Raw genomic sequence first — 17,687 nt, forward strand, 5'->3', positions numbered from 1 at the left:
CACCATGGAACGCCACAACGAGACGCCCGCCACCCGGATGCACGCCGTCTCCCACGAGACCGAGGAGATCGTCGACCTCGTGCTCGACTACTCGCGCCGGCGCATCCTGAGCAGTGACACCCCGCTCGACAAGCCGATGGCCGAACCGGAGCTGCGTCGGCTGGCCGGCTCGTCGATCCTCGACAACGGCATCGGCGCCAAGCGCGCCCTCGCGCTCTTCGAGCACGTGCTGGCTCCCGCCTGCATCACCACGGACCACCCCCAGTACCTGTCGTTCATCCCGACCGCGCCCACCAAGGCCGCCACGGCGTTCGACCTGGTCGTCTCGGCCAGCGCGGTGTACGGCGGCTCGTGGCTCGAAGGCTCCGGAGCGGTCTACGCCGAGAACGAGGTGCTCTCGTGGCTCGCGAAGGAGTTCGGTCTTCCCGAGACCGCCGGCGGCGTCTTCGTGCAGGGCGGCACGCTCGGCAACCTGTCCGCGCTCGTCGCGGCCCGCGATCACGCCCGCGCAACCCTGACGGATGCCGGCGCCGAGCTGCCCGCACGATGGAAGATAGTCTGCAGCGCCGAGGCCCACTCGTCGATCGCCTCGGCCGCTAGGGTGATGGACGTCGACGTGGTGCCGGTCACCCCCGCCGAGGGCGGCATGCTGAGCGGCGCGAACGTGCGCCCGGCGCTCGAGGAGCACGGCGCTGCCGTATTCGCCGTCGTTGCCACCGCCGGCTCCACCAACTTCGGGATCGTCGACGACATCGCCACGATCGCCGCGTTGCGCCCCGAGTTCACGTTCTGGCTGCACGTCGACGGCGCCTACGGCCTGGCCGGGATGCTCTCCCCGCTCGCCCGCCACCGGTTCGCCGGCGTCGAGCACGCCGACTCCGTCATCGTCGACCCGCACAAGTGGCTCTTCGCCCCGTTCGACGCCTGCGCGCTCATCTACCGCGACCCCGAGGCGGGGCGCCGCGCCCACACGCAGCACGCCGAATACCTCGACACCCTCACCGAGACCGCCGAGTGGAGCCCGTCGGACTACGCCGCGCACCTCACCCGGCGTGCGCGCGGGCTTCCCCTCTGGTTCTCGCTCGCGACCTACGGCGAGAACGCCTATCGCGAGGCGGTCAGCGCGTCGCTGCGGCTGACCCAGCGCATCGCGGCCGAGATCGAGTCGCGCGAGGGCTTCCGCCTCGTGCGACAGCCGCAGCTCTCCGTGGTGGTGTTCGAGCGCGACGGCTGGGACCGCGCCGACTACTCGGCCTGGTCGGCCCGGCTGCTGGACGAGCAGCGCGCGTTCGTCACGCCGAGCTCGCACGCGGGGCGCCCGAACACGCGGTTCGCCATCCTGAACCCGATGACGACGTTCGAGCAGCTCGTGGGGATCCTCGACACGATGGTCTGACGGCGCGGCCGGCCGGTCACGCGGCGACGGCGTCGGGCAGTTCGCCGGTCGGGGTGCGGCGGCGCACCGACATCACCACGACGCAGACCACGATGCCGGCGAACAGCACGAGGCTCACCGCGCCCGTGCCGAAACCGAGTCCGTGGCGAGCGGGCGGCAGGGCCAGCCAGTCCGAGAGGGACGCGCCGAACGGACGCGTCAGCACATACGACATCCAGAACGCGGCGGTCGCGCCGAGCCCCCACCAGCGGTAAGCGACGCCCGGCAGCGCGAACAGCGCGGCGAACAGGATGCCCGACGCCAGGTAGCCGAGGCTGAAGGTCACCGCGGTCAGGTCGCCGACGGCCGTGCCGAGCGCGAAGGTCGTCATCACGGCTGCCCAGTAGAAGAACTCGCGCGGGCGTGTATCGATGTGGTGCACAGAGAGGGTGCGCTGCGTGGCGTACCAGACGGCGAACACGGCGGCCAGGATCACCAGGAAGGCCGACGTCGAGACCAGATACGGCACGCCGAACTGCACGTGGATCACGTCGGCGACCATCGTTCCGAATACGGCGACCATCAACACCGCGAGCCAGTAGACCCAGGGGATGTAGCGGCGCACCGCGAACTGCAGGATGAGCGTCGCGGCGAGCACCACGGCGGCCCCGGCGACGGCGACCGGCGGATCGATCTGGTGCACCAGGAAGTCGGACGTCGTCTCGCCCATCGCGGTGGTGAGGACCTTGGCCACCCAGAACAGGGCGGTCACTTCGGGAACTTTGTTGCGCAGCACGGCAACACGGTGCCACCCCCGCACTAAGAAACCGCTGAGATGGCGGGCCAGGCTTTCTTAGCCGCGTCTTGTAGCGCGACGACGAGACTCGGGCACTGTCGAAAGGATCTCCCGTGCCCCGTGCTGTTCCCCGGCCGCGTCGACCGCTCACACCCCTCACGGTCGTCGTGTCCCTTGTCGTGATCCTGGCCGTCGTGCTGGCCGGGCTGATCATCCGCGATTCGGCGGCTGTGACTTCGTGGGACCTCGGCATCCTGCAGGCGCTGAGCGATGCCCACACACCCTGGCTCGACGCGCTCTCGCTCGGGATCAACTGGCTCTTCTCCCCCGTGATCGCCGCCGTGATCGTGGTCGTCACCGCCGCGATCGTCCTCGCGGTAACGCGCTGCCTGCGGCCGATGGTCACGTTCCTCACGCTGGTGATGATCCCGTGGCTCGGGAACGATCTCATCAAGGCGATCGTGCAACGACCGCGTCCGGACATGTCCGCGCTGTCCAACTCGCTGGTCGGCACGCCGTCGTCGCTGAGCTACCCCTCCGGTCACGTCGCCTTCGCTACGGCGTACTGCCTGGCCCTGCTCATCAGCGTCGGCGGGGGTCGGTTTCGGCCGCTGTTCACCGCGATCGCGGTCGTGGTGCCCCTGCTCACGGCGTTCTCGCGGATGTACCTGGGGGTCCATTACCTCACCGATGTCGTCGCGAGCCTCGTCTATACGACGGCCGCCGTCGTCCTGGTGAACGCCCTGGTCGAGTGGGCGTACGCCCGGGTGGGGGCGGAACGGGTCAGTAGCGGGACCGGCCCAGTACCCGGACCGCCCCAGTAGATTGAGCAGTCATGGAGCGTGAACGGCAACAGGTGCTGCTGGTCGAGGACGACCCGCGCCTCGGACCGTTGATCGAGCAGGTCCTGGCCGAGACCTACGACGTCACTCTGGTCGCCGACGGCGACGAAGGTCTGCGCGTCGGGCTGGCCGACCCGTTCGATGTCATCGTGGTCGATCGCCGGCTGCCGGGGACCGACGGCGTGACCATCGTCGAGACGCTCCGTGCGCGCCGGGTGGTCACGCCCATCCTGATGCTCACCGCGCTCGGCGCCGTCGCCGACCGGGTGAACGGGCTCGACGCCGGCGCGAACGACTATCTGGTCAAGCCGTTCGAGTTCGACGAACTGCTCGCGCGGCTGCGAGCGCTCACCCGCACGTTCACCGGCGAGGGACCGGCGCTGCCCATCGGCGAGTGGCAGTTCTATCCGGAGAGCCGCTGCATCTACTCGCCGTACGACGGGCGCATCCAGCTCACCGTGCGGGAGAGCGCGCTCGTGCGGCTGCTGGCCGAGAACCCGCTCCGCACCTTCACGCGCCGCCAGATCCTCCGTGAGGTGTTCGAGAACGACCAGCCCGGATCGGTCGACACCTACGTGCACTACGTGCGCCGCAAGACCGACAAGGACCTCATCGCTACAGTGCGCGGCGAGGGGTATCGATTGGGACAGCCGTGAGCCGCCGCTCCGAGACCGACATCGACGCCACGGCCGTCCGACGCGCCTCGCGGATCGTAGGCCTGCAGATCACCATCGCCTCCGGCGCCCTGGTGATCGCCGCGATCGGGGTGGCGTTCTTCTTCGTGCTCGACCAGTTGCGGCCGTCGGAGTTGGCGGAGAAGCCGCGCCCTGGTGAGCACAAGATCTACATCGACACCACCGAGGCGCTGGTGGCGTTCATCGTGGTCGGGGTGCTCGCGGTGGCGGTCGCCGGCGTGGCCAGCCTGATCATCACGCGCCGAGCGGTCGGCCCGCTCGGCCGGGCCCTCCACATGCAGAAAGCCTTCGTGCAGGATGCGAGCCACGAGCTCCGCACGCCCCTCGCCGTGCTCGACGCGCGGCTGCAGATCCTGCAACGGAGACTCCCGGCCGACGACCCCTCCTCGCCGATCGTCGAGGAGCTGCGCGCGGACACCCGGGCGCTGATCGACATCGTCAACGATCTGCTCCTCGCCGCCGACCCCCAGGATGCGTCCCCCGAGCCGATCCCGGTGGTCCCGGCCGTCGAGCGCGCCGTCGACGCGATGCGGGTGCTGGCGCAACCACGTGGCATCCGGGTGGCCCTCGACGCGGACGGCGAGCCGTCGGTGGCGGTGCCGATCGCGAGTCTGCAACGCTGCGTGACCGCCCTCGTCGACAACGCGCTCACCTACGCGCCCGACGCCTCCACCATCACGGTGACGGTCAGAACCCAGGGGCGCAGGATGCTGCTGACCGTGGCCGACGCGGGCCCCGGCATCCAAGGCATCGACCCGCAGCGCATCTTCGACCGTTTCGCGCGGGCGCCGCGACCCGCAGGAGCCGAGGCGCGACCGAGCTTCGGGATCGGTCTCGCACTGGTGCGGGAGATCGCGGCGCGCCATGGCGGCAGCGTCGACGTGGCGCAGACGAGCGAGGAGGGCACGGTGCTCGAGCTGAGCCTGCCCCTCGCCTGACGCGCGCGGCCGCCCGCGCTCCGTGCGCGGACCTTCCACAGAAGTTCCCGAGATGTACACCTCAGAAGGATCAGCCCTGCATTCTCTTGGAGGATTCTGAGACCGGACGGGCTGAACTGGGGGAAGACCGTTCGCCATCAGAGGGGAGGTCTCGATGTCACTCGTCGCAACGAAGCCGACACCCCGCACGCGCGCCGCCATCGGCGCGCTCACCGGCGCGCGCTGGTTCGTCGCCTCGATCGCCGGCCTCCTGGCGACGTCGATCGCCGCGGCCGGGTCGTGGATCCCGTCCCTCTGGGGCGATGAGGCCGCGAGCGTCATGTCCGCCGAGCGCTCTCTCCCCTCGCTTGCCGGGATGCTCGGCCACGTCGACGCCGTGCACGGCACCTACTACCTCGGCCTGCACTGGTGGATCCGGGTCTTCGGGACCTCGCCGTTCGCTCTGCGCTTCCCGAGCGCCGTCGCCGTCGGGCTCGCGACCGCCGCAGTCGTCGTGGTCGCCTGGCGGCTCGAAGGACGGCGGATGGCGATCATCGCGGGCGCGGTGTGCGTGATCCTGCCCCGCGTGACCTACATGGGCGAGGAAGCCCGCTCCTACGCCTTCAGCGCAGCGGCCGCCGCCTGGCTCACCGCGCTCCTCATCGAGATCCTGCACCGCCGCGAGGTGCGGATGCGCTGGTGGGTGGCGTACGGGGCCGTGCTGGCCGTCGGCACGTACTTCTTCCTGTACGTCGCACTCTTCGCGGCCGTGCATGCCGTGATCCTGGCATCGGTGCGCGCGCGACGCTCGACCCTGATCGGCTGGGGCGCCGCGGTCGCCGGGGCCGCCCTCGCGTCCGTTCCCCTCGGCCTGGTGGGACTGATCGAGCGGAACCAGATCTCCTACCTCGCGATGTCCGAGCAGGTGACCCTCCCCACGCTGTTCGACGCGCTGTGGTTCGGCACGTGGTGGGTGGCCGCGGGCGCGTGGGCGCTCATCGTCGTCGCCGTCGTGGTCGCATGGCGCAGGCGTCGCGGCGAGATCCGGGCGACGGCGGATCCCGCCCCGTGGATCGCCAAGCGCGGCCTCCCGACGCTCGAGGGCGTCGCCATCGCCTGGCTCGTCGTGCCGACGGGCATCCTGATCACGGCCCACGCCGTGATCCCCGACTTCACCGCCCGCTACGTCTCGTTCTGCGCGCCCGCAGCGGCGATCCTGATCGCGTGCGGCATCCGGGCTCTGGCCGACAGGCGCCGGTGGGCGGGCATCGCCGCAGGCTCCCTGATCGTCGCCCTCATCGTTCCCGTGTACATCGGCCAGCGCACGCCGTACGCGAAGAACGACAGCGACTGGGCCCAGGTGAGCGCCGAGATCGGGGCCAACGCGCATCCGGGCGACGGCGTGATCTTCGACGAGTCGGTGCGCCCGTCGTGGAGGCCGCGCCTGGCGCTGCACACCTATCCGGCGGGCTTCGCGGGTCTGACCGATGTCACCCTCGACGTGCCGTTCACCCAGAACGACACCTGGCACGACCGGGCCTACTCCGTCGCCCAGGCGGACGAGCGCAACCGGCTGGTCGGTATCGAACGCGTGTGGCTGGTCGAGTTCGCCGCCACGCCGTCGACCCCGGACAGCTGGGGCCTTGACACCCTCGAACGCGAGGGGTTCGTTCAGACGGGCACGCGCATCGCCACCCATCGCGAACTCATCATCGAGCTCGAGCGCTGACAACCCGGCGGGGCCGCAGGTTCCGCCGCACACGCCGACCGACCACCACCCGAAAGGACCCTGTGTCACCCATCGCCATCCATGCCGGACTCCTCGACCCGCAGGCCCTCATCGACGGGGCGGGACCGTGGGCGCTGCTCGGCGTGTGCGCGATCGTGTTCGCCGAGTCCGGCCTGCTCATCGGGTTCTTCCTGCCCGGCGACACCCTGCTGTTCTTCACCGGCGTTCTCACGCTCTCCGGCCACATCCCGCAACCGCTCTGGCTGATCATCCTGTGCGTGTCGGTGGCCGCGATCCTCGGCGACCAGGTCGGGTTCCTGATCGGGAGGAAGAGCGGCCCGGCGATCTTCGAACGGCGGGAATCCGGGCTGTTCAGCCGCGCGAGCGTGGAACGCACCCAGCGCTTCTTCGACCGCTTCGGCCCGGCGGCGGTGACCGTGGCCCGGTTCGTCCCCGTCGTGCGCACCTTCGCGCCGGTGGCGGCGGGTGTCGGCAGGATGCGCCGCTCCACCTTCACGGCGTACAACATCGTGGGCGCCGTGGTGTGGTCGGCCGCGGTGATCCTCATCGGCTACGGGCTCGGGCACATCCCCGGTGTGGCCGACTTCGTGGCGACGTACCTCGACCTCATCCTGATCGGCGTCGTCGTGCTGTCGGTGGGACCGGTGATCGTCCGTGCCATCGTGCTCCGGATGCGCCGCAGCAAGGTCGACGCCGACAGTTGACCGCCCGTCGGGCGGCTTACGGCAGGATGTAGCCCGCTGCGGTGAACAGGCGGTACCACTCCTGCCGGGTCAGCGGGATGTCGGAGCCGGCCGCCGAGTCGCGCACGCGGCCCGGGTTCGTCGTACCGAGCACCACCTGCATCTGCGCGGGGTGCCGCGTGATCCACGCGACGGCGATGGCTGCGGGCGGCACATCGTAGGCAGCGGCCAGCTCGTCGATGACGTCGTTGAGCTCGGGGTAGCTCTCGCGGTCGCCCAGGAAGACCCCGTCGAAGAACGCCTTCTGGAACGGCGACCACGCCTGCAGCGTGATGTCGTGCAGGCGGCTGTAGTCGAGGATCCCGTTGTCGCGGTCGATCGACTGGTCGAGACCGGCCATGTTGGCGGCGATCCCGGAGGCGATGAGCGGGGCGTGCGTGATGCTGAGCTGCACCTGGTTGATCACGAGCGGCTGGCGCACGAACCGCTTGAGCAGCTCGACCTGCCCCGGCGTGTGGTTGGAGACGCCGAAGTTGCGCACCTTGCCGGCGGCGTGGAGCGTCTCGAACGCGGCGGCGACCTCTTCCGGCTCCACGAGGGTGTCGGGACGGTGCAGCAGCAGCACGTCGAGGTGGTCGGTGCGCAGGGCCTCCAGCGACTCGTCGACCGACGTCAGGATGTGATCCTTCGAGAAGTCGAAGGATCCCTCGCGGATTCCCACCTTGGACTGGATGATCCACGATTCGCGCTCGCTCGGGCTGAGTCGCATGGCGTCACCGAAGCGGCGCTCGCAGCCGTGCGGCTCGTCGCCGTAGACGTCGGCGTGATCGAGATAGTTGATCCCTGCGTCGCGCGCCGAACCCACGAGCTCGCGGACTTCTTCGTCACTGAGCTTCGAGATGCGCATCAGGCCCAGGATGATGTTCGGGGCCTCGAGAGTGGTGCCGGGCAGCGTGAATGTCTTCATGTCTCCATCCTCCCGCTCAATCCCGAGAACGCCACCCTTTGCCATCCTGTGCCGCGAGGCTGCTCCCCGCTACACTGCGGGAACCGGGCTGCCGGAACCGGGCGGTGGGACCCGGCACGTTGGACGAAGAGGGGTGGACGATGACGTCACGGCGAGTTCGACCGAAAGCGGTGATCGGCTGGGGGATCGGCATCGCCTTAGGCGGGGTGCTCTTCCAGATCCTGGTGCCGACGCTGCTGTATCCGATCAACGACATCGGCGCTGCGACGACCGACATCGACCAGTCGCTGATGTGGATCCTGCGGGTCGTGGTGCAGGTCGTCGGCAGCCTTCTGCCGTACCTGGGCGCCTCGGTGATCGGGGCGGGTCTCGTGATGCTCTACATCGACGCGAACGTCGTGCGCAAGAACGCACACGCGTTCCAGCTCCGCGCTCCCGACAGCACCGACTAGGCAGGCCGCGAGGCGGTGCACGGCCGGGCCCCGAGTTCTATCGTGGGTGCATGACGTCACTCTGGTCGATCGGGTCGCGCAATTCCGTGCTCAGCATCGCGTCCGCCGAGTCGGTGCTCTCGATCGGCTCGGTGGGTTCGGCCCTGTCGATCGGATCGGTCGCCTCCTTCGCCTCGATCGGATCGTTCGCGTCGGCCATGTCGGCGGTTTCGTCCCACTCTTTCCAGGGTGCGGGCTCGCTGCTCTCGGGCCAGTCCAGCTTCTCGCGGCTCTCGTGGCGGGCGGACGGCGCCGACCGCAACGGCGGCTTCCACCTCGACGCGCCGACCGCGCTGACGCGTGCCGCTCTGATCGCGGGCGCCGTCGCGGCACTCGGCTTCGCCTGGTGGGCGGCTGGCGCGCGACGCCGATGAGCGACGATCTCGCGGCGACGCCGGCGAACGCCGACGAACGCGCCGTCGACGGGATCAGGTCGCTCGTCGCCGACGCGGTCGCACGGCTCTCGGAGGCGGGGGCGCGACAGGAGGAGCTGGCCACGTTCATCCCGCGACAGCTCCGGATGCTCATCGCGCGCGAGCCGGTGCTGCAACCGGTCGGACGAGTGTGGCGCCTGGGCGTGCTGCTGCTCGACGCCGACGGCGTTCTGCGAGCGACCGGGGCCATCACGCGGGCGACGGAGCCGGGGCGGCCGGCATATCAATCGCAGTCCGCGGAGACGCGCCGCGCCTACCGGGCAGCGGCGCAGCGCGGGCATTTCGCGTCCGGTGCCACGGTGAACTACGACACCGAGGTCATCGACCTCGACGCCGAGGGCCTGCGTTCGACCGCCGGACCGCTGTTCCTCCGCAACGGACGCGCGCTCGTGCGCTGGAGCCCGACGGCGACGGATGCCGACGCGGTCGACTTCGCGCGCTACCTCGCCGAGCGCGTAGAACTGCTGGTGTCACCGCCGCAGGGCGCGTAGCGCGGTCGGAATCAGCTCGTCGCCGTGCCCGAAGACGGCTTGGCGGCCTTGCCCGTGATGTCGTCGAGCTTGTCGCTCGCCTTGTCGACGACGTCGCTCACGCGGTCGCCGAGCTCGCTCGCCGCCTTGCCTGCCAGGTCCTTCACATCGCCGGCGACCTGCTGAACGGGCGCCGACTGGGTGAAGCCGTTGACCTGGCGCTTGATGCGTTCGTACGCCTGTCGCCCGGACTTCGAGCCGAACACGTAGCCGACGCCGACGCCGGCCAGGAAGATGATGAATTTCATGGGTTCTCCTCGTGAGATGACGGGGGATGTTCCGGACCCGACGAACCGTACGCGCGATCCCCGCCGCGCGACAGGGCTTGCAATCGGGCCGTGTTCGTCGTTTGCCAGTAGTGGTGGGGCCAGGCCCCGGATAACCACCGCAAGTGGCAAACGACGGCGGGCGGGCCGCGGGCGGCGGCCGGCGGGCCGCCGGCCGGGGGCGGCGATGGGAGACTGGGCCGGTGATCGACGGGAACGGGGTGGCGCTGGGTGTGGTGCATGGCACGCCCAGCGGGCGCGCGCTGCTCCGCGCGCTGGTCGCGGAGCTCGCCGGAGCCACGCCGATCGACCCCGACACCGTGATCATCGATGCCCGATGCCCCGACTGCGGCGGTGACCACGGGCGTCCCGTCGTCATGGCCCCGGATGCCGCGCGGCACATCCACGTCAGCCTCAGCCACGTCGGCGACACCGTCGTCGGGGTCGCGAGCGCCGACCGGTCCGTCGGTGTCGACGCCGAGTCGGCGGATGCGCTGGCCGACGGTGAGCGCGCCCAGCGCATCCGGGAGCTGATCGGCCGGCACGACGGCGATCCACTGCGGCGCTGGACGGCCATCGAGGCCGTGCTCAAGGCCGACGGCCGCGGGCTGCGCGTCGACCCGGCCACCGTGTCGCTCGACCCACTCGAGCCGCTCGACCCGGCCGACCCGGCCGACCCGCGCGCTCCGCACACCAGCGGCTGGCGCGCATCCGTGCCCGGCGACACGCGCCGCTACATCGTGACCGAGGTCGCCGTCGAGGGCCTGGTCGTCAGCGTCGCGCGCGAGCTCTGACGCGGCCCGGCGCCGGCGGCAGGTCGGGCACCGGCAGCGCATCGAGCCACGCGTCGAACAGCGCGTCGAGCACGTCGGCGGGCGCGCCGGTCACCTCGGCGGCGAGCGCGCGGAAGTCGTCCGTCACCGCCGTGCCGAATCGGCGGCGCTCGGTCCACGCACGGAGCAGCCCGAAGAACGCCGGGTCGCCGACGGTCAGCCGCAGCGCATGCAGCGTGAGCGCACCCCGCTTGTAGACACGGTCGTCGAACATCAGCGCTGGGCCGGGATCGGCGAGGAGCAGATCCGCCGGAAGCGTCCGCAGACCCGCGTGGTAGCGGCGCGCGAGCTGGTCGGCCGTGTCGCGCCCCGCGCGCTCCGACCAGATCCACTCCGCATAGCAGGCGAAGCCCTCGTTGAGCCAGATGTGCTTCCAGGCGGCGAGACCGACGCTGTTGCCGAACCACTGGTGTGCGAGCTCGTGCGCGATCAGCCGTTCCGAGCCGCCCTCGCCGTCCACGTGGTTCTCCCCGAAGATCGCCGAGCCCTGGGCCTCGAGCGGGATCTCCAGTTCGTCCTCCGTCACGATCACGGTGAAGTCGGGGAACGGGTACGGACCGAACGCGTCGGAGAAGGTCTCGAGCATGGTGGCGAGCGGCGCGAAGTCGGCGTGCACGCGCGCCTCGAGCTCGGCCGGGAAGACGAACACCACCGGCGTCGGGGCCACCTCGACGTGCCGGCGCAGGTATCCGCCGATCTGAACGGTCGCGAGGTAGGTCGCGGTCGGTTCGTCGCACTCGTAGAGCCACGTGCCGCGACCCGACGCGAACCCGTGACTCACCAGCCGCCCGGTCGCCACCACCGTGTACGGCTCCTCCGCCGACATCCGGATGCGGTACCGCGCCTTGTCCGACGGGTGGTCGTTGCACGGGAACCAGGTGGGCGCACCGTTCGGCTGCGCCGCGACGATGACACCGTCGGTGAGCTCCTCCCACCCGACGAGGCCCCAATGGCTGCGACGCGGAGCCGGTGACCCCGCGTACGCGAGCTCGACGGTGAACTCCTCGCCGGCCGCGATCGGCTGGGCGGGCGTCACGACCACCTTCGACGGCGTCTGGCGGAACCGGGTGCGCTTCTCACCGGTCAGGCGCACGCGGGAGACCCGCAGACGCACCAGGTCGAGACTGAACGACGTCAGCTCCTGCGTGCTGCGCGCCACGATCACCGCGGTGGCGTCGAGCCGGTTCGTCGCGACCCGGTAGCGCAGGTCGAGGTCGTACGAGTCGACCGCGTAACCCCCGTTGCCGGAGTGCGGCAGATAGGGGTCCCCCGCGTTGTGCGCACCCGCGCTCTTCGCCGTCGTCACGAGACCACGGCGTGGTAGTCGGCGATGGTGACCTCGCGCCACGGACCGATGGGGTTGCCGCTCCACCGGCTGCGGTCCGGAACCAGCTCGCCTCGCATCACGAGCGATGCCGGGCCTACCGTCGCGTGCCTTCCGATGAGCGCCGCCGGCAGCACCACGCTGTGCGGCCCGAGGGTCGCACCGGTCTCGAGGGTCACCGTGTCCATGCTCATGATTCGATCATGGAACAGGTGCGTTTGCACCACGCAGCCACGATTCACCGTGGAGGCGTCGCCCAGACGTACGAGGTCGGCCTCCGGCAGCCAGTAGCTGTCGCACCAGACTCCGCGGCCGATCGAGGCACCGAGGCTGCGCAGCCACCACACGAGCGCGGGGGTTCCGGCTGCCGCCTGCGCGAACCACGGGGCGGCCACCATCTCGGTGAACGTGTCGGACACCTCGCTGCGCCACACGAACGACGACCAGAGCGGATGCTCGCCCGCCCGGATGCGGCCGATGAGCACCCACTTGGCCGCGGTGCTGACCAGAGCGGCGACCGCACCTGCGACGAGCATGACCACGCCGCTCAGCAGAACGGCCGCGAGCACGCTCCACGCGTCGGCGAGCGCGGCCAGGGCGAACAGCACCGCCAGGCCGAGCCCGCAGGTGACGAAGACCGGCACGATCCGGCACAGTTCCCAGAGCGTCCTCGCCAGCCGGAGCCCCGTCGACGGGTTGTACGTGCGATTGGCGTCGCCCTCCGCCGCCGTGCGCCTGAGCCGCACCGGCGGCGAGCCCAGCCACGACGATCCGGGCTTCGATTTACGGGGTGCGGCGGAGAGCACGGCGACGAGCCCGTCACGCGGAACCCGGTGCCCGGCCGCTGCCATGCCGGAGTTGCCGAGGAAGGCGCGGGCGCCGATCTCCGCCCGGGCGATCCGTACGCGCCCGCCGCCCAGTTCGTACGACGCGACGAGGGTGTCGTCGGCGAGGAAGGCGCCGTCTTTGACGACCGTCATCGCCGGGAGCAGCAGCACGGTCGAGGCCTCGACGTCACGGCCGACCTGCGCTCCGAGCATCCGGAGCCAGACGGGGGTGAAGAGGCTCGAGTAGAGGGGGAACAGCAGCGTGCGCGCGAGGTCGAGCAGCCGCTCCGTCGTCCAGACCTGCCAGCCGACCCGCCCACGCACGGGGAACGTGCCGACGGAGAGGCCGAGTCCGAGCAGGCGGACTCCCGCGACGACCGCAACGGCGAGCACGAGGCCTGCGACGAGGGTGGCGGGGATGATCGCTGCGATCGATCGCACCGCTGCCTCGGCGAGCGAGTCCGAACCCGCGATGAAGATCGCCACGAGCACGCCCCCGGCCGCGAAGGCGATGACGGGCACGAGGGCGATCGCGATGGCCGAGGCGGCGTAGGCCGCAAGCCAGCGCGTGTGACGCGGCGGGCGCTCGGGCTCCCACCACGCCGTGGCCGGGCCGACGCGCTCGGCCGGGGATCCCGCCCAGCGTTCGCCTGCGCGCACCCGGCCGAACACCGCGGAGCCCGGCGCGATCGCGGCGTTCTTGCCGATCCGCGCCCCGGGCAGCAGGGTGCTCCTCGCGCCGATCGTGCTGTTCGCGCCGATCCGGATGGCCCCGATGCGCAGCAGGTCGCCGTCGATCCAGTAGCCGGCGAGGTCGACCTCGGGTTCGATCGCGGCACCGGCGCCGATCCGCAGCATCCCGGTCACCGGCGGGAGGGAGTGCAGGTCGACATCCGGACCGATGCGGGCCCCGAGGGCACGGGCGTAGTACGTGATCCAGGGTGCGCCCGCCAGGCTCACCGCACCGACCTGGTGGGCGACCTGCTCGGCCAGCCACAGGCGCAGATGGACCCCGCCTCCGCGCGGATAGTCACCCGCCGTCACCCCGGACAGCAGCAGGCGTGCGCAGACAACCGAGATCGCCATCCGGCCGAAGGGCGTCGCGAACAGCAGCAGTCCGATCAGCAGCACCCACAGCGGCGTCGACGGGAGGAAGCCGAAGCCGGGGAACGCGTGCAGGATGGCGCTCGCGGTCAGCAGCCAGACCACCCACCGGATGCCGCTGAAGACGAAGAGCGGGACGCCCAGCAGCGACTGGAGCCACTGCATCCGGGCCGGTGTCGGCGGAACGATGTGGGTCGACTCGGGCTCGGGCGGGTTGGACGATTCCCTCGAGGCGAGCTCGGCGGCCATCGCACCCAGTCTCGGATGCGCGTAGATGTCGGCGACGGTGAACTCCGGATCGCGCTGCCGGATGCGGCTCACGAGCTGCGCGGCCGCGAGGGACCCGCCTCCGAGGTCGAAGAAGTTGTCGGAGGGCGCGGTCGCCGGGAGCCCCAGAACTGCCTGCCAGTCGGCGGCCAGTTCGCGCACGCCGGGGTCGAGATCGGCGGAGCCGTCGTCGTCGGGCAGGGGCCAGGGCAGCGCGGCGCGGTCGACCTTGCCGGAGGTGCGCGTCGGCAGGTCGCCGACGACGGCGAGCACCGGGACCAGCGCGGCGGGCAGCTCCTCCCGCAGCCGGGCCAGGGCCGCGCCGCGGTCGAACGACGACGGATCGGTGACCGCGAGGTATCCGACGAGCACCTGGTTGCCCGCCGCGGTCGTGCGCACGGCGGCGGCCGCGCCGGAGACCCCGGACAGGTTCTGCAGCGCCGACTCGATCTCGCCGAGCTCGATGCGGCGACCGCCGACCTTCACCTGGTCGTCGGCGCGCCCCTGGAAGAGGAGGCCTGCGCGATGGAAGCGCACGAGGTCGCCGCTCCGGTAGGCGCGGTCCCAGCCGATCGAGGGCAGCGGTGCGTACTTCTCCGCGTCTTTGACGGGATCGAGGTAGCGCGCGAGCCCGACGCCGCCGATGATCAGCTCGCCCACCTCGCCATCGGCGACCGGATGACCGTCCCCGTCGACCACCGCGAGGGACCAGCCGTCGAGCGGGAGTCCGATGCGCACGGGGTCGCCCGGATGCAGCAGGGCCGCGCACGCGACAACGGTCGCTTCGGTCGGCCCATACGTGTTCCACACCTCGCGGCCGCTGACCGCCAGTCGCTCGACGAGTTCCGGAGGGCAGGCCTCGCCGCCGAAGATCAGCAACCGCACGTTCTCGAGCGACTCGGCCGGCCAGAGGGCGGCGAGGGTCGGAACGGTGGAGACGATCGAGATGCCCCGCGTGGTCAGCCACGGACCGAGATCCATGCCGCTGCGCACGAGGGAGCGCGGCGCGGGGACGAGGCAGGCGCCGTGCCGCCAGGCGAGCCACATCTCCTCGCAGGAGGCGTCGAAGGCGACGGAGAGCCCCGCGAGCACCCGGTCGCCCGGGCCGATGGGCTCGTCCTGCAGGAACAGTCGCGCTTCGGCGTCGACGAAGGCGGCCGCGGAGCGGTGCGAGACAGCAACGCCCTTGGGGGTGCCGGTGGACCCCGAGGTGAAGATGATCCAGGCGTCCTCGTCGGGCTGCGGGGCGGAGACGATCGGGGTCGCGGACGTGCTCGGATGCGCGGGTGCGCCGGAGAAGAGGGCGGCGGGTCTGGGCGTGGGGTCGGCTGCGGCCGAGGCGGCGGGGGTCGGGTGGGCGGGGGCCGACGGCACGAACTCGCCGTCGCCGCCGATCACACCGCGAACGGCCGCCTCGCCGAACACCAGCTCCGCACGCTCATCCGGATCGTCGGCGTCGACCGGCACATACGCGGCACCTGCCGCCATCACCGCGAGGATGGCGATGTACAGCTCGCGGCGCCCCGACGCCATCCGCACGCCCACCCGATCGCCCCGACGCACCCCGGCCAGCGTGAGCCGGGCGGCGACGACCACCACGCGCGCCATGAGCTCGCGATAGCTGAGAGCGCCGTCCGCGTCTTCGAGAGCGGACGCATCCGGATGCGCGGCCGCCGTCGCCCGCAGGATGTCCAGGAGGGTGCGCGGCGCGGGCGCGTCGGCGCGTCGATCGAGGATCCCCGCTCGGGTTTCGGTCACGTCTCAACTCCGGTCGCCGCGGTGCCCGCTCGAACAGGCACGTCGCGGGAACGGTACCCAGCGGCGGTAGCCGGGAGGTGAACGGACTCGATCGTGAGCCGGCTCAGTCCCGTGCGGAAACCGTCATGGCCGGCAGGTCTCAGGCGTCGGCAGTGGCGGTGTGAGCCGAGAGCGCATCGACCAGTGCGGCCTTGCTCAGCGTCGAATAGCCCCGGATGCCCGCCGCCCTCGCTCGTCCGCGCAGCATCGCCACGGTGAGGTTCGGGTCGGTGTGCGGCGCGTCGGCGTGCGGCGCGCCCGCGGCCGGTGCGGTTCGTGCCGGGGCGGGTGCAGTTCGCGCGGGCGCAGGCGTGCGAGGCGCGGATGCGACGGCCGGCACCTCCCTGACAGGAGCAGCACGCTTGGCAGCGGGCTTGGCGGAAGCTCTGGCGGCGGGCGACACGGTCGAGGCCGGCTTCGGTGCCGACCCGGACTTCGCCTTCACCGTGGTCGACGTCGAGGAGGACGCCTTCGACGCCTTGGACGCCGACGGCTTCGACGACTTCAGCGCTGGGGACTTGGCCGACTTCGAGGAGGACGACTTGGAGGGTGCCGACTTCGCGGGCGCCGACTTCGCGGACTTCTTCGCCTTGGCGGCCTTCTCCAGCGCGGCTTTCGCGGCAGCCGCATCCTTCTCCGACCGGCGGCGCAGCTTCTTCGCTTCGGCCGCGAGGTCGTCCGCCTTCTGGCGCGCCTTCTTGTCGACCTTCTTCGCGGTTCTCTTCGCTTCCGCGATCGCTGCCTCGGCCGCTGCGAGGGCGGTCTCGGCCGCCTTCTCGAGCTTGGACTTCTTCGCCATGTGATTCCCTTCGACCGCATGTCGGGCGGGTGCTCGGCGTGCCCAGTCTGGCACCGCCGCCGCGCGCACGCACCTGTCCGCGCCATCAACCGTCATCCGCGCCGCCCACCGGCCTGCCTTCGCCGTCGTTTGCCAGTTGTGGTGGTTATAGGGGCGTGGGGGCCACCACTACTGGCAAATGACGGTCGGCGGAGCCGGAGCCGGAGCCGGAGGCGGAGCCGGAGGCGGAGCCGGAGGCGGAGCCGGACACGGCGCAGGGTGCCAGAATGGCTGCGTGACGGAGGCGGCGAGCATCCGGGGCACTTGCGACGGCGCCCGCGGTGACACGCGCGCCGACGCGGTCCGCCGGTTCGAGCAGGCGGCTCAGCGCTGGGTCAGCAGCCGGTCCGCCGGCGCCACGCCCGACGCGACCACGCACGCCGCCGCCACCACCGCCGTGCTCGTCGAGGGCACGAGCGACCGCGCAGCCCTGCTCGCCCTGGCCGAGCTGCACCAGCGGGATCTCGCCGCGGAGGGCGTCGCTGTGCTTCCGATGGGCGGAGCGATGAGCATCCGGCGCTTCGTGGGGTTGCTGGGCCCGTCGGGCTTCGGGATGCGCCTCCGCGGCATGTGCGACGCCCACGAGGTCGGCTTCTTCGAGCGTGCCGGGATGCCCGCGGACGGTTACCAGGTGTGCGAGCCCGACCTCGAGGGCGAGTTCATCCGGGCGCTCGGACTCCCGCGGATCGAGGCGGTGCTCGCCGCGCAGGGCGACCTCCGACTCTTCCGCACCTTTCAGCAGCAGCCGGCGCAGCGCCCGCGATCCACCGAGAAGCAGTTGCATCGCTTCTTCGGCACGACGTCAGGACGCAAGGAGCACTACGCGCGGGAGCTCGTGCTCGCCGCCGGGGTCGAGCGGGTCCCTGCACCCCTGAACCGCCTGCTCGACTCGCTCTGAGCCGCACGGCGATGCCACCCGCCGATCGCGAACGCTCGCCCCGTTCCCCTGCG

At 71.2% G+C, this 17,687-nt stretch carries 17 protein-coding genes; 11 read left to right on the forward strand and 6 right to left on the reverse strand.

The window, feature by feature from the left end; translation table 11 throughout:
* Positions 1 to 4 precede the first annotated feature (4 nt).
* A complete protein-coding gene (locus PKE84_RS12315) occupies positions 5 to 1,396 on the forward strand; it encodes a pyridoxal phosphate-dependent decarboxylase family protein (protein ID WP_271177545.1) in 1,392 nt (463 codons plus the stop codon).
* A 16-nt stretch (positions 1,397 to 1,412) separates the two neighbouring features.
* Here the strand turns inward: PKE84_RS12315 and PKE84_RS12320 are convergent, their stop codons facing one another.
* Positions 1,413 to 2,171 carry a COG4705 family protein gene (locus tag PKE84_RS12320; protein ID WP_271177546.1) on the reverse strand — a complete coding sequence of 253 codons (759 nt, stop codon included), beginning with the start codon at positions 2,169 to 2,171 and terminating at the stop codon, positions 1,413 to 1,415.
* Between the two features lie 113 nt (positions 2,172 to 2,284).
* Here PKE84_RS12320 and PKE84_RS12325 point away from each other — a divergent pair, with 113 nt between their 5' ends.
* The 5 genes from PKE84_RS12325 to PKE84_RS12345 all read left to right on the forward strand — a co-directional run bounded on the left by PKE84_RS12325 (position 2,285) and on the right by PKE84_RS12345 (position 7,079).
* Positions 2,285 to 2,995 (forward strand): phosphatase PAP2 family protein, encoded by a 711-nt coding sequence (locus tag PKE84_RS12325; RefSeq protein ID WP_271177547.1) that lies wholly within the window; start codon positions 2,285 to 2,287, stop codon positions 2,993 to 2,995.
* Between the two features lie 11 nt (positions 2,996 to 3,006).
* Positions 3,007 to 3,669: a response regulator transcription factor gene (locus PKE84_RS12330; protein ID WP_271177548.1), complete on the forward strand. Its 663-nt coding sequence runs from the start codon at positions 3,007 to 3,009 to the stop codon at positions 3,667 to 3,669.
* The gene (locus PKE84_RS12335) at positions 3,666 to 4,646 is read left to right on the forward strand and encodes a sensor histidine kinase (protein ID WP_271177549.1); all 981 of its coding nucleotides are present in this window, start codon (positions 3,666 to 3,668) and stop codon (positions 4,644 to 4,646) included. Before PKE84_RS12330 ends, PKE84_RS12335 begins: the two co-directional genes overlap by 4 nt.
* A gap of 154 nt (positions 4,647 to 4,800) precedes the next feature.
* Positions 4,801 to 6,354: a glycosyltransferase family 39 protein gene (locus PKE84_RS12340; protein ID WP_271177550.1), complete on the forward strand. Its 1,554-nt coding sequence runs from the start codon at positions 4,801 to 4,803 to the stop codon at positions 6,352 to 6,354.
* A 62-nt stretch (positions 6,355 to 6,416) separates the two neighbouring features.
* A complete protein-coding gene (locus PKE84_RS12345) occupies positions 6,417 to 7,079 on the forward strand; it encodes a DedA family protein (RefSeq protein ID WP_271177551.1) in 663 nt (220 codons plus the stop codon).
* A 16-nt stretch (positions 7,080 to 7,095) separates the two neighbouring features.
* Here the strand turns inward: PKE84_RS12345 and PKE84_RS12350 are convergent, their stop codons facing one another.
* A complete protein-coding gene (locus PKE84_RS12350; protein ID WP_271177552.1) occupies positions 7,096 to 8,025 on the reverse strand; it encodes an aldo/keto reductase in 930 nt (309 codons plus the stop codon).
* 140 nt (positions 8,026 to 8,165) lie between these two features.
* Between PKE84_RS12350 and PKE84_RS12355 the strand changes: the two genes are divergently transcribed.
* The 3 genes from PKE84_RS12355 to PKE84_RS12365 are packed head-to-tail and all read left to right on the forward strand — an operon-like array spanning position 8,166 to position 9,441.
* A complete protein-coding gene (locus PKE84_RS12355; RefSeq protein ID WP_271177553.1) occupies positions 8,166 to 8,477 on the forward strand; it encodes a hypothetical protein in 312 nt (103 codons plus the stop codon).
* Between the two features lie 50 nt (positions 8,478 to 8,527).
* A complete protein-coding gene (locus PKE84_RS12360; protein ID WP_271177554.1) occupies positions 8,528 to 8,890 on the forward strand; it encodes a hypothetical protein in 363 nt (120 codons plus the stop codon).
* On the forward strand, positions 8,863 to 9,441 hold the full coding sequence (locus tag PKE84_RS12365) for a hypothetical protein (RefSeq protein ID WP_271177555.1): 579 nt from the start codon (positions 8,863 to 8,865) through the stop codon (positions 9,439 to 9,441). The genes PKE84_RS12360 and PKE84_RS12365 overlap by 28 nt, the downstream gene beginning before the upstream one ends.
* 11 nt (positions 9,442 to 9,452) lie before the next feature.
* On the opposite strand, the gene PKE84_RS12370 is transcribed toward PKE84_RS12365, so the two are convergent.
* Complete coding sequence (locus tag PKE84_RS12370; protein ID WP_271177556.1) at positions 9,453 to 9,728, reverse strand: hypothetical protein; 276 nt, start codon at positions 9,726 to 9,728, stop codon at positions 9,453 to 9,455.
* Positions 9,729 to 9,949: 221 nt separating this feature from the next.
* On the opposite strand from PKE84_RS12370, the gene PKE84_RS12375 reads away from it, so the two are divergent.
* On the forward strand, positions 9,950 to 10,540 hold the full coding sequence (locus tag PKE84_RS12375) for a 4'-phosphopantetheinyl transferase family protein (RefSeq protein WP_271177557.1): 591 nt from the start codon (positions 9,950 to 9,952) through the stop codon (positions 10,538 to 10,540).
* Here PKE84_RS12375 and PKE84_RS12380 read toward each other — a convergent pair.
* From PKE84_RS12380 to PKE84_RS12390, 3 genes are all read right to left on the reverse strand, one after another.
* Positions 10,518 to 11,885, reverse strand: coding sequence for a M1 family metallopeptidase (locus PKE84_RS12380; protein ID WP_271177558.1), 1,368 nt, complete (start codon positions 11,883 to 11,885; stop codon positions 10,518 to 10,520). The genes PKE84_RS12375 and PKE84_RS12380 overlap by 23 nt on opposite strands.
* The gene (locus PKE84_RS12385) at positions 11,882 to 15,859 is read right to left on the reverse strand and encodes a Pls/PosA family non-ribosomal peptide synthetase (RefSeq protein WP_271177559.1); all 3,978 of its coding nucleotides are present in this window, start codon (positions 15,857 to 15,859) and stop codon (positions 11,882 to 11,884) included. Before PKE84_RS12385 ends, PKE84_RS12380 begins: the two co-directional genes overlap by 4 nt.
* Before the next feature lie 139 nt (positions 15,860 to 15,998).
* Entirely contained in the window at positions 15,999 to 16,697 is a 699-nt protein-coding gene (locus PKE84_RS12390) for a hypothetical protein (RefSeq protein WP_271177560.1), read from the reverse strand.
* A gap of 274 nt (positions 16,698 to 16,971) precedes the next feature.
* Between PKE84_RS12390 and PKE84_RS12395 the strand changes: the two genes are divergently transcribed.
* Positions 16,972 to 17,634, forward strand: coding sequence for a TOPRIM nucleotidyl transferase/hydrolase domain-containing protein (locus tag PKE84_RS12395; protein WP_271177561.1), 663 nt, complete (start codon positions 16,972 to 16,974; stop codon positions 17,632 to 17,634).
* The last annotated feature ends 53 nt before the right edge of the window (positions 17,635 to 17,687 follow it).

It is taken from the genome of Leifsonia poae (genome assembly GCF_027921845.1).
GTDB lineage: Bacteria > Actinomycetota > Actinomycetes > Actinomycetales > Microbacteriaceae > Leifsonia > Leifsonia poae.

Bases quoted from the DNA above. Each gene is read 5' to 3' on its own strand.
- PKE84_RS12315 (WP_271177545.1), top strand. From the start codon at position 5: ATGGAACGCCACAACGAGACGCCCGCCACCCGGATGCACGCCGTCTCC.
- PKE84_RS12330 (WP_271177548.1), top strand. From the start codon at position 3,007: ATGGAGCGTGAACGGCAACAGGTGCTGCTGGTCGAGGACGACCCGCGC.
- PKE84_RS12340 (WP_271177550.1), top strand. From the start codon at position 4,801: ATGTCACTCGTCGCAACGAAGCCGACACCCCGCACGCGCGCCGCCATC.
- PKE84_RS12350 (WP_271177552.1), bottom strand. From the start codon at position 8,025: ATGAAGACATTCACGCTGCCCGGCACCACTCTCGAGGCCCCGAACATC.
- PKE84_RS12355 (WP_271177553.1), top strand. From the start codon at position 8,166: ATGACGTCACGGCGAGTTCGACCGAAAGCGGTGATCGGCTGGGGGATC.
- PKE84_RS12360 (WP_271177554.1), top strand. From the start codon at position 8,528: ATGACGTCACTCTGGTCGATCGGGTCGCGCAATTCCGTGCTCAGCATC.
- PKE84_RS12370 (WP_271177556.1), bottom strand. From the start codon at position 9,728: ATGAAATTCATCATCTTCCTGGCCGGCGTCGGCGTCGGCTACGTGTTC.
- PKE84_RS12390 (WP_271177560.1), bottom strand. From the start codon at position 16,697: ATGGCGAAGAAGTCCAAGCTCGAGAAGGCGGCCGAGACCGCCCTCGCA.